General features: G+C 64.5%; 16 protein-coding genes. 3 read left to right on the plus strand and 13 right to left on the minus strand.

The window, feature by feature from the left end:
* Positions 1-70: 70 nt before the first annotated feature.
* The gene (locus tag XH83_RS21525) at positions 71-517 is read left to right on the plus strand and encodes a hypothetical protein (RefSeq protein WP_194402774.1); all 447 of its coding nucleotides are present in this window, start codon (positions 71-73) and stop codon (positions 515-517) included.
* Between the two features lie 138 nt (positions 518-655).
* Here XH83_RS21525 and XH83_RS21530 read toward each other — a convergent pair whose 3' ends face one another.
* The 4 genes from XH83_RS21530 to XH83_RS21545 all read right to left on the minus strand — a co-directional run bounded on the left by XH83_RS21530 (position 656) and on the right by XH83_RS21545 (position 5,239).
* The gene (locus XH83_RS21530) at positions 656-1,879 is read right to left on the minus strand and encodes an RluA family pseudouridine synthase (protein WP_194402775.1); all 1,224 of its coding nucleotides are present in this window, start codon (positions 1,877-1,879) and stop codon (positions 656-658) included.
* Positions 1,880-1,931: 52 nt separating this feature from the next.
* The gene (locus tag XH83_RS21535) at positions 1,932-3,269 is read right to left on the minus strand and encodes a replication-associated recombination protein A (protein WP_194402776.1); all 1,338 of its coding nucleotides are present in this window, start codon (positions 3,267-3,269) and stop codon (positions 1,932-1,934) included.
* On the minus strand, positions 3,266-4,672 hold the full coding sequence (locus XH83_RS21540; protein WP_194402777.1) for a DegQ family serine endoprotease: 1,407 nt from the start codon (positions 4,670-4,672) through the stop codon (positions 3,266-3,268). The genes XH83_RS21535 and XH83_RS21540 overlap by 4 nt, the downstream gene beginning before the upstream one ends.
* Positions 4,673-4,855: 183 nt before the next feature.
* Positions 4,856-5,239, minus strand: coding sequence for a helix-turn-helix domain-containing protein (locus tag XH83_RS21545; RefSeq protein ID WP_194402778.1), 384 nt, complete (start codon positions 5,237-5,239; stop codon positions 4,856-4,858).
* A 121-nt stretch (positions 5,240-5,360) separates the two neighbouring features.
* Here XH83_RS21545 and XH83_RS21550 point away from each other — a divergent pair, with 121 nt between their 5' ends.
* Positions 5,361-6,374, plus strand: coding sequence for a zinc-binding alcohol dehydrogenase family protein (locus XH83_RS21550; protein WP_194402779.1), 1,014 nt, complete (start codon positions 5,361-5,363; stop codon positions 6,372-6,374).
* A 103-nt stretch (positions 6,375-6,477) separates the two neighbouring features.
* Here XH83_RS21550 and XH83_RS21555 read toward each other — a convergent pair whose 3' ends face one another.
* Genes XH83_RS21555 through XH83_RS21565 form a run of 3 tightly spaced genes read right to left on the minus strand, consistent with a single transcriptional unit; the run spans position 6,478 to position 8,945 of the window.
* Complete coding sequence (locus XH83_RS21555) at positions 6,478-7,794, minus strand: chloride channel protein (RefSeq protein WP_194402780.1); 1,317 nt, start codon at positions 7,792-7,794, stop codon at positions 6,478-6,480.
* 57 nt (positions 7,795-7,851) lie between these two features.
* A complete protein-coding gene (locus XH83_RS21560; RefSeq protein WP_194402781.1) occupies positions 7,852-8,148 on the minus strand; it encodes a DUF1330 domain-containing protein in 297 nt (98 codons plus the stop codon).
* A gap of 8 nt (positions 8,149-8,156) precedes the next feature.
* Complete coding sequence (locus XH83_RS21565) at positions 8,157-8,945, minus strand: SDR family NAD(P)-dependent oxidoreductase (protein ID WP_194402782.1); 789 nt, start codon at positions 8,943-8,945, stop codon at positions 8,157-8,159.
* Positions 8,946-9,147: 202 nt separating this feature from the next.
* Between XH83_RS21565 and XH83_RS21570 the strand changes: the two genes are divergently transcribed.
* Positions 9,148-10,125, plus strand: coding sequence for a tripartite tricarboxylate transporter substrate binding protein (locus XH83_RS21570; protein WP_194402783.1), 978 nt, complete (start codon positions 9,148-9,150; stop codon positions 10,123-10,125).
* A gap of 78 nt (positions 10,126-10,203) precedes the next feature.
* Here the strand turns inward: XH83_RS21570 and rplQ are convergent, their stop codons facing one another.
* From rplQ to XH83_RS21600, 6 genes are all read right to left on the minus strand, one after another.
* Entirely contained in the window at positions 10,204-10,620 is a 417-nt protein-coding gene (gene rplQ / locus XH83_RS21575; RefSeq protein ID WP_011088131.1) for a 50S ribosomal protein L17, read from the minus strand.
* Positions 10,621-10,741: 121 nt separating this feature from the next.
* Complete coding sequence (locus XH83_RS21580) at positions 10,742-11,773, minus strand: DNA-directed RNA polymerase subunit alpha (RefSeq protein WP_194402784.1); 1,032 nt, start codon at positions 11,771-11,773, stop codon at positions 10,742-10,744.
* Between the two features lie 114 nt (positions 11,774-11,887).
* A complete protein-coding gene (rpsK, locus tag XH83_RS21585) occupies positions 11,888-12,277 on the minus strand; it encodes a 30S ribosomal protein S11 (protein WP_007603045.1) in 390 nt (129 codons plus the stop codon).
* A 124-nt stretch (positions 12,278-12,401) separates the two neighbouring features.
* A complete protein-coding gene (gene rpsM / locus XH83_RS21590; RefSeq protein WP_008549231.1) occupies positions 12,402-12,770 on the minus strand; it encodes a 30S ribosomal protein S13 in 369 nt (122 codons plus the stop codon).
* A 185-nt stretch (positions 12,771-12,955) separates the two neighbouring features.
* The gene (locus tag XH83_RS21595; RefSeq protein ID WP_194402785.1) at positions 12,956-13,867 is read right to left on the minus strand and encodes an adenylate kinase; all 912 of its coding nucleotides are present in this window, start codon (positions 13,865-13,867) and stop codon (positions 12,956-12,958) included.
* Positions 13,864-15,075 (minus strand): preprotein translocase subunit SecY, encoded by a 1,212-nt coding sequence (locus tag XH83_RS21600; RefSeq protein ID WP_194402786.1) that lies wholly within the window; start codon positions 15,073-15,075, stop codon positions 13,864-13,866. The genes XH83_RS21595 and XH83_RS21600 overlap by 4 nt, the downstream gene beginning before the upstream one ends.
* Between the last annotated feature and the right edge of the window lie 11 nt (positions 15,076-15,086).

Genomic DNA, 15,086 nt, shown 5'->3' on the forward strand with positions numbered 1-15,086 from the left:
TTTTCGGTCCCGGTCCCTGGATGCTAGGCTTTTAAGATAAGACCGGGAGCCGATAAAGCGAGCGGCGGGCATGAGGGAACTTGCGGGCATTGCGGCCCTGCTGGCCGGGGTCTGGCTGGCCGCGGCGGAGGCCGGCTTTCGTACCCCCGAATCGCTGGTCCGTAACATCTATGCTCATTACGGCGATGGCGCGCCGGAGCTGTCCAAAGGACTGCCAAGGGATACGGCGACCGCCCGGCAATTCTTCGATCCGGCTATGCGCAAGGCCTGGTCCGCGCCGCGGGCCGAGCCTTACGACTTCCTGGTGCAGAGCCAGAGCTGGAAGCTCGGCCCGGTCGCCATCGCGGTCGTTCGCAGGCAATATGACAAGACCTATGTCGCGGCGAATTTCGACAACCGTGGCAAGCCCGTGACGCTGAACTTCATCGTCGTCAACGGGCCGGAGGGCTGGTTGATCACGGATGTCGAGAGCCCGCATGACAGTTTACGGATGTTTCTGGAGCAGTTTCGGAAGTGAGGGGTGAACCGATCGCTGCTTCCCCAACGTCATTGCCACCGCAGCGAAGCAATCCAGACTGCTGCCGCGGCGGCAGTCTGGATTGCTTCGTCGCGAGGGCTCCTCGCAATGACGAGGTGGAGGCGAGCCGTGCGCCCCCTACTCCTCCGGCGCGTTCTCGATCGGGTCGAACCGGCTGGCATCGAGTCCGAGCAGATTCCACGACTGCTGCATGTGCGGCGGCAGCGGCGCGGTGGCGTCGATCACGCCGCCGCGCGGATGCGGAATGACGATGCGGCGCGCGAGCAGATGCAGCCGGTTCTGCAGGCCGCCCGGCAATTGCCAGTTCTCGATGTTGAAATATTTGGGATCGCCGACGATGGGATGGCCGATATGGGCCATGTGGGCGCGCAGCTGGTGGGTGCGGCCCGTCACCGGCTTCAGCGACACCCAGGTGAGCTTGTTGCCGGCGGTCTCGACCATCGCGTAATAGGTCACCGCGTGGCTCGCGCCCTCGTCACCGTGCTGGGCAACGCGCATGATGGTGTCGTCCTCGCTCTCCTCCTTGGCGAGGAAAGTCGAGATGCGACCCTGCTTCGGTTTCGGCAGGCCCGGCACCAGCGCCCAATAGGTTTTCCGCGCCGACCGCGAACGGAACGCGCCGGTCAGATGCGAGGCGGCAAAGCGCGTCTTGGCGATCAACAGACAGCCCGACGTCTCGCGATCGATGCGGTGCACGAGGCGCGGCTTCTGGCCCTTGGCATCGCGCATCACCTCAAGCATCTGGTCGATGTGCCGCGTCATGCCCGAGCCGCCCTGCACGGCAAGGCCGGCCGGCTTGTTGAGGACGAGGACGTCGTCATCCTCGAAGATCGTCATCTCCTTCAGCGCCTTGAGCGTCTTCTGCGCAGCCTCCGAAAGCTCGCCGACGACCTTCGGCGCGTCGAGCTTCAGCGGCGGGATGCGGACGCTCTGGCCCTCCTCCAGGCGATCCTTGCTGTCGACGCGCTTGCCGTCGACGCGCAGCTCGCCTTTGCGGACGACGCGCTGGATGTGGGAGAACGACAGGCCAGGAAAGCGCGCTTCGAGGAAACGGTCGACGCGCATGTTGTTCTCGTCGGCCGTCACCTTGACGGTCTGCACCTTGGTCGGCAGCAGCGGCTCGACGGGTTTTGCCGGCACAGCCCTCTCCGGCTCAGCCTTGGGCGGACGCCGCTCGGCGCGCTCGGGGGCACGCCGCTCGAAGCGCGGCGGCTTGCCGCCGGGCTTGCTGCTCGGACGCGGGCCAGCTTTCTTTGCGCCCCGCGCCTGATGCGGACGTGAGTCTTCGCGCTCGTCACGCGAGCGCGGCTTCGGGTTCATTCTCTTGATGCGGCGGCTCATGGTTGCCTGCCTACCCTAAAAGGCGGCTCCCGTCACGGCGAAATGGCCGTTTCTAGCCCGAGCCGCCCCGCTCCTTACGCAGCTTGGCCCAGTAATCCAGCCGCTTCCGGATCTCGCGCTCGAAGCCGCGCTCGGGTGGGTCGTAGAAGGTCTGGCGGCCCAGGGCTTCGGGGAAGTAGTCCTGGCCGGAAAAGGCGTCGGGGGCGTCGTGGTCGTATTCGTAGGCCGCGCCGTAGCCTTCCGACTTCATCAGCTTGGTCGGGGAATTGAGAATGTGCTTGGGCGGCAGCAGCGAGCCGGCTTGCTTGGCGACCTGCATCGCCGTGCCGAAGGCGGTGTAGACCGCGTTCGATTTCGGCGCGGTGGCGAGATAGACCACGGCCTGCGCGATGGCGAGCTCGCCCTCGGGATGGCCGAGGAAGTCGAAGGCGTCTTTCGCCGCATTGGCGATGACGAGCGCCTGCGGATCGGCCAGGCCGATGTCCTCGACTGCCATGCGCACGACGCGGCGGGCCAGGAACAGCGGGTCCTCGCCGGCGTCCAGCATCCGCGCAAGGTAATACAGCGCCGCATCGGGATCGGAGCCGCGCACCGACTTATGCAGCGCGGAGATCAGGTTGTAATGGCCGTCGGCCGATTTGTCGTAGATCGGCGCGCGGCGCTGCAGGATGTCCTGCAACTGCGCGGCATTGAAGATCTCGTCCGCCCGTGCCGAGCGCCAGACCTCTTCGGCGAGCGTCAGCGATGCCCTACCGTCGCCGTCGGCCATGCGCACCAGCACCGCGCGCGCCTCGTCATCGAGCGGCAGCTTCCTGCCCTCGACGTCCTCGGCATGGGCGAACAGCTTTTCGATCGCGGCTGCGTCGAGCGAACGAAACACCAATACGCGCGCGCGAGACAAAAGCGCCGCGTTGAGCTCGAAGGACGGGTTCTCTGTGGTGGCGCCGACCATCACCACCGTGCCGTCTTCCATCACGGGCAGGAAGGAATCCTGCTGGGCACGGTTGAACCTGTGCACCTCGTCGACGAACAAGAGCGTGCCCTTGCCCATCTCGCGGCGGGCGCGGGCGGCGTCGAACGCCTTCTTCAGGTCGGCGACGCCGGAGAACACTGCGGAGATCTGCTCGAAATGCAGGTCGGTCGCATCCGCCAAAAGCCGCGCCACCGTGGTCTTGCCGGTGCCGGGCGGCCCCCAGAACACCAGCGATCCCAGCGTGCGGGTCTCCAGCATGCGTGTCAGAGCGCCGTCGGGACCGAGGATATGGTCCTGGCCGACGACCTCCGACAGCGTGCGCGGGCGCAGCCGGTCCGGCAACGGATGCGGAGCTTCCTGGTCGAGCCCGGCCGCCGCGAAGAGCGTTGGCGTCTGCTGTGGTCGCTTTGGACTCATCCGCCCAGCGTAACGTTGATCTGCTGGCCGCCGCGCACCACCGTGATGCGCCAGAGCCGCGGACGTTCTGCGGCAGCCTTCTCGAGGTCTCCGGTCTTGCTGATCTTCTGGTTGTTGACGGCCAGGATGATGTCGCCCTTCTGGAAGCCGACATTCGCAGCCGCGCTGTCGCCGCCGAGATCGGTGATCACGACGCCTTCGGTGTCGGCGTCAAGATGCAGCTCGTCGGCGACCGCCGGCGTGATGGTCGAGACCTTGGCGCCCTGGAACGGCGAACGCGCAGTGACGACGAGTTCGTTACGTCCCGCATCGGGCGCGGTCTCCAGCGCCACCGTCAGCTTCAGCGGCTTGCCGCCGCGCTGCACGTCGATCTGCGCGGTGCCGCCGAGCGGACGGGTGGCGAAGCGATAATCGAAAGCGTTGGGATCATCCACGCTCTGGCCGTCGATACCGATGATGAGATCGGAGGATTTCAGGCCGGCCTTCGCCGCGGGGCCATTCGACACCACGCTCGCGACCAGCGCGCCAGTCGGCGAGCGCAGGCCGAGGCTCTCGGCGATTTCCGGCGTCACCGCCTGCAGTTTCGCACCGAGCCATGGCCGCTTCACAGCCTTGCCGCCGCTTTTGGCGGAGGCCACGACGACGCGCACCATGTTGGCGGGGATCGCAAAGCCGATGCCTTGCGAGCCGCCGGAGCGCGAATAGATCGCGGTGTTGATGCCGGCGAGCCGGCCGTTCATGTCGACCAGCGCGCCGCCGGAATTGCCGGGATTGATCGCCGCATCGGTCTGGATGAAGAACTGGTAATCGGTAATCCCGACCTGCGTGCGCGCCAGCGCCGAGATGATGCCGTGGGTCACGGTCTGGCCGACGCCGAAGGGATTGCCGATTGCCAGCACGACGTCACCGACCAGCAGCTCATCGGAGTTGGTGAATTCGAGCGCCGGAAACTTCTCCTTCGAATCCTTCAGGCGCAGCACCGCAAGATCGCTGCGGGAATCCTTCAGCACGATCTCGGCCTCGAACTCGCGCTTGTCCGACAGCGATACCTTCACCTGGTCCGCGCCTTCGATGACATGGACGTTGGTGACGACGAGGCCGGACGTATCGACGATGACACCGGAGCCGAGCGAGCGCTGCACCTGCTCCTGCTGCTGGCCCGGCACACCGAAGAAGCGGCGGAAGATCGGGTCGTCCAGCAGCGGGTTGCGGTTCTGCACCACCTTGGCCGCATAGACGTTCACCACGGCCGGCTGAACCCGCTGCACGATCGGCGCATAGGACAGCCGCAGCTCGGCCGGCGAGGACGGGACCCGACGGTCCTGCGCCGCAGCCGGATTGAATTGGGCGGAAAAGGCTATGCACGAGGCCGTGACGGCGGCGGTCCAGATCGATCGAAACATTCCTACCTCTTGGAAAAGACGCCGGAATATAGGCGCGTTCGCCCCCCAATAGAAGGGCGCAGGGCGGCTATATTCGGCCCGCCCCTGACGTCGGAAGCATGCAAGCCTGGCGTGCGGACCGGCCATTTGCCTCGTGCCAAATGATGACCGCGCATCCATTGTCGTGCGACAGATGTTCCCGACCTAGGCTGCGCGCTTACGCTTCTTGACCGGCTCCATTTCGGGCGCAGGCCCGCAGGACAGGAGCCGTTGGTGGTTCTCGCCCCAGGCCTTCAAAATATCGATCACCGGCTTGAGGCTCTCGCCGAGCTCGGAAAGACAATACTCCACGCGCGGCGGCACCTCCGCATAGACCTTGCGGATGACGAGCTTGTCCTCCTCCAGCGCACGAAGCTGTTTCGTCAGCATGCGCTGGGTGATCCCGGGCATCCGGCGGCGCAATTCGCCGAAGCGCTGGGTGCCGCCCTGCAGATGATAGAGGATCACGCCCTTCCACTTGCCGTCGATCAGATCCAGCGTCGCCTCGACCGAGCAGCCCGGGCGCCGGGCAAAGTCGCGCCTTTTCATGCGTGTTTTCCCAATAGTATCCGAACAGGGACTATATCCCCGAATTTACAGTACTTGCCAAATTGGAGCCAGAGCGACAGTTAGGACGCCAGGCGAGCACGCCATCTGATGGAGACAAGCCATGAAGGCCGTCGGCTACACAAAATCGCTTCCGATCGAGGACGCGAATTCGCTGATCGATTTCGAGACTGCAAAACCCGAACCCCGGGGGCGCGACATCCGCGTCGCCGTGAAAGCGATCTCGGCCAATCCGGTCGATTACAAGGTGCGCAAGCGTGCAGCGCCGCCCGAGGGCGAGACCAAGATCCTGGGCTACGACGCAGCCGGCGTGGTCGATGCCGTCGGGCCGGAGGTCACGCTGTTCAAGCCGGGCGACGAGGTGTTTTACGCGGGCTCGATCCTGCGCCAGGGCACCAATTCCGAATTTCATCTGGTCGACGAACGCATCGTCGGCAACAAGCCGAAGAGCCTGTCCTTCGCGCAAGCGGCCGCCCTTCCCCTCACCTCCATCACCGCCTGGGAATTGCTGTTCGACCGGCTCGGCGCGGTGCCCGGCAAGAGCGTCGATCCGCGGACGCTTCTGATCACGGGCGGCGCCGGCGGCGTCGGCTCGATCCTGATCCAGCTCGCGCGCCGCCTCACCGGCCTCACGGTGCTCGCGACGGCGACGCGGCCGGAATCGCAAAAATGGTGCCTCGATCTCGGCGCGCATGCCGTGATCGACCACGGCAAGCCGATGAAGGAGCAGATCGAGGCATTGAAGCTGCCGCCGGTCGCGCTGGTGGCGAGCCTCACCTTCACCGACCAGCACTACAAGGCGATCGCGGACTTCATGGCGCCGCAAGGCAGGTTCGGCCTGATCGACGATCCGCCGGAGTTCACCATGAGCACCTTCAAGGGCAAGGCGATCTCGGTGCACTGGGAATCGATGTTCACGCGCTCCTCGTTCCAGACGCCGGACATGATTGCGCAGCATCGTCTGCTGAACGACGTCTCCGACCTCATCGACAAGAGCGTGCTGCGCACCACGCTCGACCAGACCTTCGGCACTATCAACGCCGTCAACCTCAAGCGCGCGCATGCGCTCCTGGAGAGCGGAAAATCGCGCGGCAAGATCGTGCTGGAGGGGTGGTAGCAGTTGCAACATCGGTGCATAGGGTGGGCAAAGCGAAGCTTGCCCACCCTTGTCGCGATGAGAGAGAGATGGTGGGCACGGCGCAACTGCGCCTTTGCCCACCTTACGGCATCTTGTCCAGTGCGGGGCGCGTCGCCCGTTCGACAAAGCCTTTAGCCAGCGCGTGATAGATGCCCTCCTCGCAGATCATTCGCGAGGTCACATGCGCGATCAGCGCGGCCCCCATCAAGGGCACGACCATGCCGTGATTATCCGTCATCTCGGTCACGATCACGAACGCGGTGATCGGCGCCTGCACCACGCCGGCGAAGTACGAGACCATGCCGAGCAACATGATGGCGCCGAGCGGCGCATCGTGGAAGAACGCGGCGACGTTGCTGCCGATGCCGGCACCAACGGCCAGCGACGGCGAGAAAATGCCGCCCGGTATGCCGCTGATCGCGGCAAAGGTCGTCGCCAGGAGCTTGAGCACACCGAAATCCCGCGGCAACGGCGCGCCGTGCTCCAGCGCCGTCTTTACCTGGTCATAGCCGGTCCCGTAAATCGTATCGCCGGAGACCAAGCCGCAGATCGCGACAGCGATGCCGCACGCGAATGCGAACCAGAGCGGATGGCCCTTGATCGCGCGTCCGAGTGGATTGCTGAATCCGCGCGCCATCGCGATGACGATGCGGCTGAACAGGCCGCCTGCGAGGCCGCCAATCACGCCACAGAGCGGAACGGCCAGCCAGTCCGCGCCGCGCCCCAGCGACATCGCGCTGCTGCCGAAATAGGCGTAATTGCCCGCCAGCGCCAGCGAGGTCAGGCCGGCCGCGATCACGGCCGCAATGATGAGCGTGGAGGTGCGGGTCTCAAATGCGCGGCTCATCTCCTCGATGCCGAACACGATTCCGGCCATCGGCGTGTTGAACGCCGCGGCAACGCCCGCAGCGGCGCCTGCCAGGATCAACCCCGGCTGGCGGCGCGGCGAGACGCGGCCAAGCGCGAACATGATGGAGGCACCGACTTGCACCGTGGGTCCTTCCCGGCCAACGGAGCCGCCACACAGCAGACCGAACAGAGTGAGGATCACCTTTCCGATCGCGATCCGCATCGAAACCAGACTTTCGCGTGCCGTCTGGTCGGTCAGATGGCGTGCGGCGATCGCCTGTGGAATCCCGCTGCCCTGCGCGTTGGGAAACAGCCGGATGGTCAGATAGGCCGAGAGCATGAAACCGAGCGGGGTCACGGCCAGCACGGCGTAGCGGGACTGCGCCAGCAGCAGCGCGAAAGCCTGCTGCGCCAGATCGGCGAGTTGCGCCAGCGCCACCGCCGCTGCGCCAACCCCGATGCCACCGAGCAGGAAGATCGCCTGCCGCTGCCATCGCGCGGAGGTCAATCTGAAGAGGCGTTTATGGCGGGTCGACAGAGGCCTGAGCATGAACGCCCATCCTACCCGACGGCGCGCCAAATGGAACCCGCAGGGGCGGCAGACCAGCTAGGCTTCGACGACTCCCTCGACGAACAGCAGCCGCCGCTCCAGCGCCGTCTGCCGCAGCTTCAGCGCCTCGGCATATTCCGGCGAGGCGTACCATTCCTTCAATCGCGCCATCGATTCGAATTCGACGATAATGACGGCCTTCGGCGGGAGGTTGCCTTCGGCAAGCTCGGCTTTGCCGCCACGGACGAGATAACGTCCGCCGTACTGCGCGATCGTCTTCGCGGCGAGCCTGCGATAGGCTTCAAAGCCGTCCGCGTCGCGCATCTCGACTTCGGAGATCACATAGGCTGTCATGCACGACCTCACGCAATGGTGTTGACGATGCCGCCTTCCGCGCGCAGCGCCGCGCCGTTGGTGGCAGATGCCTGCTTCGAGGCGACATAGACCACCATGTTGGCGATCTCGTCCACGCCGGCGAAACGCTGGAGTAGAGAGCTCGGGCGATGCTGCTTGACGAAGTTGGCGGCGGCCTCGTCCACCGACTGTCCGTTCTGCTTGGCGAGATCCTTCACGAAAGTCTCGACGCCCTCCGACATGGTCGGGCCCGGCAGCACGGAGTTGACGGTGACACCGGTGCCGCGCGTGAGCTGCGCCAGACCGCGGGCGACCGAGAGCTGGGCCGTCTTGGTCATGCCGTAATGGATCATCTCGACGGGAATGTTGAGGCCGGACTCCGAGGAGATGAAGACGATGCGGCCCCAATTGCGCTTGAGCATGCCCTTCAGGTAGGCGCGCGACAGCCGCACGCCGCTCATCACATTGACCTCGAAGAAGCGGCTCCAGTCCTCGTCGGGAATGTCGAAGAAGTCCTTCGGCTCGAAAATGCCGGCATTGTTGACGAGGATGTCGACGTCCGGCAGCGCCGAAACAAGCGCCCTGCAGCCCGAAGCGGTCGAGACGTCGGCGGCGATGCCGCGGACCTTGGCGCCAGCCCCTTCCAGCTTGCGCACGGCCGCATCGACCTTGTCCTGGCCGCGCCCGTTGATCACGACGCTGGCGCCGGAGGCTGCAAGGCCCTTGGCGATGGCATGGCCGATGCCGGCGGTCGAGCCAGTCACCAGCGCGGTTTTTCCGGAAAGGTCGATGTTCATGTAGTATCTCCATCAAATCGATGAGGGGAATATCGGACGCGATGGACCGCGCCGCAATTGGCGCTCACCAATCGGTGAGACGGTCACGAGCTGTTCCGGGTGCAGCGAGGGAGGCATACAACCAGTCTCGATCGCAGATGGAACGATTATTGCTAGCCACACCCGGGCATCTTTGCTCATGCGAACACGGAAGGACCAAGCGATGAAGAGAACCGCCCTCACTGTTGCGCTCGGGTTGCTCGGCCTGATCGGCGGCAACTCGCCCGCGCCGGCTCAAGCGGTCTATCCGGACAAACCGCTGCAATTGATCGTGCCCTTCCCGCCCGGCGGCGCCTCCGACGTGGTGGCGCGCATCATCGGCGGCGAACTGGAGACGCGGCTCGGCAAGCCCGTAATCATCATGAACCGCCCCGGCGGCGGCACCACGATTGCCGCCAAGGAGGTCGCGCGAGCGGCGCCTGACGGATACACCCTGTTCTTCAGCTCGAACTCGAGCTTCACGCTGCCGGCGGCCGTCAAGGAAAGCGTGCCCTACGACGCCGCCAAGGACTTCGAGCCAATCGGCCAGACCGGCAAGATTACGCTGGCGCTGGTCACCTACCAGGACAATCCGATCAAGGACGTGGCCGCGCTCGTCGCTGAAGCCAAGGCCAATCCCGACAAGCTCTCGCTGGCGTCCTTTGGCGTCGCGACCGTCTCGCATTTTGCCGGCGAATTGTTCAAGTCGGCGGCGGGGATCAAGATGGTCCACCTGCCCTACAAGGGTAGCGCGCCGGCGATGAACGACCTCATCGGCAAGCACATCCAGTACCACGTCGACACGGTGATCGCGGTCAAGCCGCAGATCGAAGCCGGCACCGTCAAGGTGCTCGCCGTGTTCTCGGGCAAGCGCACGCCGTACCTGCCCGACGTGCCGACGCTGGCCGAGCTCGGCTATGGCAACATCGATTTCGCGTCATGGGGAGCGGTGGTCGCGCCGAAGGGGCTGCCGCCGTCCGTTCGCGACAAGCTGTCGGCGACGCTGGAGGAGATCATCGGCAGCCCGTCCGTCATCGAGCGCTTCACCAAGGTCGGCTTCGAGCCCGGCTTCGCGCGTTACAGCGATTGGGCGGGCGCCATCGGCAAGGAGACCGCCGAAATGAAGGACATCGCGCAAAAAGCGGGGATCAAGGAGGAATAGTCCCGGCGAATCTGCGCCAGCCCAACAACAAAAACGGCGCCCGAGGGCGCCGTTTTCAATCCGTATCCGCTGAGTGGCTTACGCCGCCTCGGCTTCCTTCTCCTGCACGGGGCCGGAATCCTGGCCCTTGGCATCGACGTCGCGATCGACGAACTCGATCACGGCCATCGCGGCGTTGTCGCCGTAGCGGAAGCCGGCCTTGATGATGCGGGTGTAGCCACCCTGGCGGTCCTTGTAGCGGGTCGCCAGGACGTCGAACAGCTTCTTGACCTGATCCTTGTCGCGCATCTCGGAGATGGCCTGGCGGCGCATGGCCAGCCCGCCCTTCTTGCCGAGGGTCACGAGCTTCTCGACGATCGGGCGAAGCTCCTTGGCCTTGGGCAGCGTGGTGACGATCTGCTCGTGCTTGATCAGCGCGGCCGCCATGTTGGCGAACATCGCGCGGCGATGCTCGGCCGTGCGGTTGAGCTTCCGATGAACCTTGCCGTGACGCATGTAACTATTCCTTACGTTAGAACTGCCGCGACGGTTCGTCGGACCAGTTGCACAGGTGGGCTTCCTGCGTTCGCCCTTAAAAATGACGGCCGGGGACGCCGGCCGTCACGGTGAAGTCAGATCAGTAATGATCCTCGAAGCGCTTGGCGAGCTCGTCGATGTTCTCCGGCGGCCAGCCGGGCACTTCCATGCCGAGATGCAGACCCATCTGGGCCAGCACTTCCTTGATCTCGTTCAGCGACTTGCGGCCGAAGTTCGGGGTGCGGAGCATTTCCGCTTCGCTCTTCTGCACGAGGTCGCCGATGTAGACGATGTTGTCGTTCTTCAAGCAGTTGGCCGAACGCACCGACAGCTCGAGCTCGTCCACCTTCTTGAGGAAGGCCGGGTTGAAGGCGAGGTCCGGGATGATCTCCTGGGCGACTTCCTTGCGCGGCTCTTCGAAGTTGACGAACACGTTGAGCTGATCCTGCAGGATGCGGGCGGCATAAGCCACCGAGTCATCCGGCGAGATCGCGCCGTTGGTCTCGATCGTCATGGTCAGCTTGTCGTAGTCGAGGATCTGGCCCTCGCGGGTGTTCTCGACCTTGTAGGAGACCTTGCGGACCGGCGAGTACAGGCTGTCGACCGGGATCAGGCCGATCGGCGCATCCTCGGGACGGTTGCGCTCGGCGGGCACGTAGCCCTTGCCGGTCGCGACCGTGAACTCCATGCGGATCTCCGCGCCCTCGTCGAGGGTGCAGATCTGCAGGTCCGGGTTGAGCACGACGACATCGCCGACGGTCTGGATGTCACCGGCGGTGACAACGCCGGGGCCCTGCTTCTTCACGACCATGCGCTTGGGGCCTTCGCCCTGCATCTTGATCGAGATGTCCTTGATGTTGAGCACGATGTCGGTGACGTCCTCACGGACGCCCGCGATCGAGGAGAACTCGTGCAGCACGCCGTCGATGTGCACCGACTGCACCGCCGCGCCCTGGAGCGAGGAAAGCAGGATGCGGCGCAGCGCGTTGCCGAGGGTCTGGCCGAAGCCGCGCTCGAGCGGCTCGGCGACGATGGTTGCGAAACGCGAGGAATCGCTGCCAGGCATCACCTGGAGCTTGTTCGGCCGAATCAGTTCTTGCCAATTTTTCTGGATCGTCACTGTTTCACCCATACAGGCCAGCCAATTTGAGGCATCAAATACTGGCGTTGGAGAAAGGCCGCAGGTCGCACCCGCGGCTTCTTGCAAAGTCATTGCGGGCGCGATGCGCCCGCAACTCGTAAAAAATCAAACGCGACGACGCTTGCGCGGACGGCAACCGTTGTGCGGGATCGTGGTCACGTCGCGGATCGAGGTGACGGTGAAGCCGGCGGCCTGAAGCGCGCGGAGCGCCGATTCGCGGCCCGAACCGGGACCGGCGACTTCGACTTCCAGCGTGCGCATGCCGTGCTCCTGCGCCTTCTTCGACACGTCCTCGGCGGCAACCTGCGCGGCGTACGGGGTCGACTTGCGCGAGCCCTTGAAGCCCATCGTGCCGGCGGAAGACCAGGCAATCGTGTTGCCCTGCGCGTCGGTGATGGTGATGGTCGTGTTGTTGAACGACGAGTTCACATGCGCGACGCCGGAGGCGATGTTCTTGCGCTCACGACGACGAACGCGGGTGGCTTCCTTACCCATTGAGTACCTTTCCTGGAGATCTCAAACGCCGCCGTAATGCCAGCGGCTACACCTGTGGAACGAAAAGCGCGTGGCGAACGGGTCATGCCCGTGTTCGCCACACGCCGTGATTGGATTCGAAAACTTACTTCTTCTTGCCGGCGATGGCCTTCGCCGGACCCTTGCGCGTACGCGCATTGGTGTGGGTACGCTGGCCGCGCACCGGCAGACCGCGACGATGACGCAGACCGCGATAGCAGCCGAGGTCCATCAGACGCTTGATGTTGATACCTACTTCACGGCGCAGGTCGCCCTCGACGAGATAGTCGCGGTCGATCACTTCGCGGATCTGGAGCACTTCAGCGTCGCTGAGCTGATTGACGCGACGATCCACGGGGATCTTCACCTTTTCCAGGATCTCACCGGCGATCTTCTGACCGATGCCATGGATGTACTGGAGCGCGATCAGCACGCGCTTGTTGGTGGGAATGTTCACGCCGGCAATACGGGCCACGGCCTTCTCTCCTGTTGCCGATCCTCGTCAGGATCGGGCTTTAAGTGCTTGTGTTCTCGGGCAGGTGTTCACAAACGCGAACACGACGCCCTCCCCCGGTCTTCCTGGGGCCCGGCATCGTCTGAAACTATCCGACTTGGATGCGGGGCTTATTAGGGGATTCCAGGGGCTTTCGTCAACCGCTGCTAGCGCTTGGCTCGCTTTTTCGTGACCTTTTTTGCAGCCTTCCTGGCACCCTTTTTGACGGCCTTCTTGGCGGTCTTTTTGGCGGCCTTTTTGGCTGCTCTCCTACCGGCTTTCTTGCCGACCTTCTTGACGGCTTTCTTGACAGTCTTCTTGGCTGTCTTCGGGCCCTTTACCGCCTTGGCGGCCTTTTTCGCCGATTTGGCGGGCTTTTTGGCCGTTTTCGCCGGCTTTTTGGCGGCCTTTGGGGTCGCTGCCTTGGCCGCCCTCGCCTTCTTGGCCGGCGCCGCCTTGGCTACGCTCTTGGCGCGGGTCGCGGGCTCGACCGTCCCTAGAGCCTGTAGCTGGCGGTCAATGGCGCGGGTGACCTCGTCGATGGCCATCATACCGTCGATGGTCGAGAGCTTCCGCCGCTCGGAATAGTAGTGAATCAGCGGTTCCGTCTGGCTGCGGTAGCTGGCCAGCCGCTTGGTCAGGACCTCCGGGGTGTCATCGAGTCGGACTTCCTCCCCGCGCTCCCGCATCTGGGCGACGCGGGTCTCGACGCGGTTCAGAAGCGCGCTTTCGTTGACGCGAAGCTCGATCACGGCGTCGAGCTTGAGGCGCTTGTTCCTCAGCAACTCGTCCAGAGCTTCGGCCTGCGGCACGGTGCGCGGGAAGCCGTCGAGGATGAAGCCGTTCCGGGCGTCCGGCTGGTCGATCCGGTCGGAGATGATTCCGACCACGACCTCGTCGGGCACGAGGCCGCCGCTGGCCATGATCTCCTTGGCCTTCAGGCCGACCGGCGTTCCGGCCGCAACCGCGGCACGCAGCATCTCGCCGGTCGAGAGCTGGACGATGCCATAACGCTGCACCAAGAGCTGCGCCTGGGTCCCCTTGCCCGACCCCGGCGGTCCCAGAAGTATAATTCTCATCGGCGTACGCCCCCCGGATTGGTGAGCGATACGTCGCGCACCTGTGTTTTGATATCAAGAGCAGTGCAAACCACTACCACCGCCGCACCACCATTGACGACCATACTATAAGGCAGTCCGATCCCGTAAAGCTCGAACACCTCCGGAATCAACTGCAACGCAGTCAGGTAGACGGCTCCGACGACCGTCGTCAATGACACGACGCGATCGAGATGGGCAGCGGTCACCTCGCCGGGCGCGACCCCGGGAATGATACCGTCACGCTGCGCCAGAGATTTCGCCGTGTACTCGGGATCGACGACATAGGCCGTGTAGATGAAGGCGAGCGCGAACACGGCGATCGACACCAGAATCATGTGCACCGGCTGGCCCAGCTGAAGATGCTGATACGCCGCCGCGACCAGCGGATGATCACTGCCCAGAACGACGCCGGCAAAGGCAAGCGGCAGAAAGAAGATCCAGGGCGCCACGGTGGCCGGAAGCAAGAACCCGGCGCTGTTGAGCTTGATCGACAGCGTCGCATCCCGTCCCGGCAGTTGCCGCGTGCCGACGTTGCGTGCGGCGAACCGGACCTGGATATTTCGCCGCGCACCTTCGACGAGCACGATCACGACAACGGCCGCGACCCAGAACACCGCATGGCCGAGGACGAGGCTACCCGAGATCATGCCCTGCCGGAAAGCATCCATGATGCCGGCGATGTTTTGCGGAATCGCGACCAGAAAGCCGGCGCTCAGGATCAGCGCCAGGCCGTTCCCGATGCCGTGGCGTGTGATCTGCTCGCTGAGCCAGACCAGCACGAAGACGCCGCCGACCAACGAGGCCGAGGCCGTCATCACGAACCAGCCGTCGGGATTCCTGACGAGGCCCGGGATCGACGTGAGCGTCGAGGCGAAGCCGTACGCTTGAAAGGCTGTAAGTCCGAGCGTCAGGCCAAGCGTGGCACGCGCAATCTTGCGCCGTCCGCGCTCGCCTGATCGCTCGGGGGAATTCAGGCGACGCCACACCACGGACAGCAGCCGGATCAGGATTGCTGCCGTCAGGTAAGGAATGAGGCCCAGCGCAAAGATCGAAAGCCGGGAGACGAGATCCAGCGTCGGCGAGACGTCGAAGACATCAACCCCGGGAATCGGGATCTGCGTGCCCAGCCTGAAAACGAGAAGCGCGCCGATCGTGATAGCGATGCGGCGCGCGAGCTCGATGGTCATTTGCGGGCGGG

It is taken from the genome of Bradyrhizobium sp. CCBAU 53351 (assembly GCF_015291745.1).
Classification (GTDB): Bacteria; Pseudomonadota; Alphaproteobacteria; order Rhizobiales; family Xanthobacteraceae; genus Bradyrhizobium.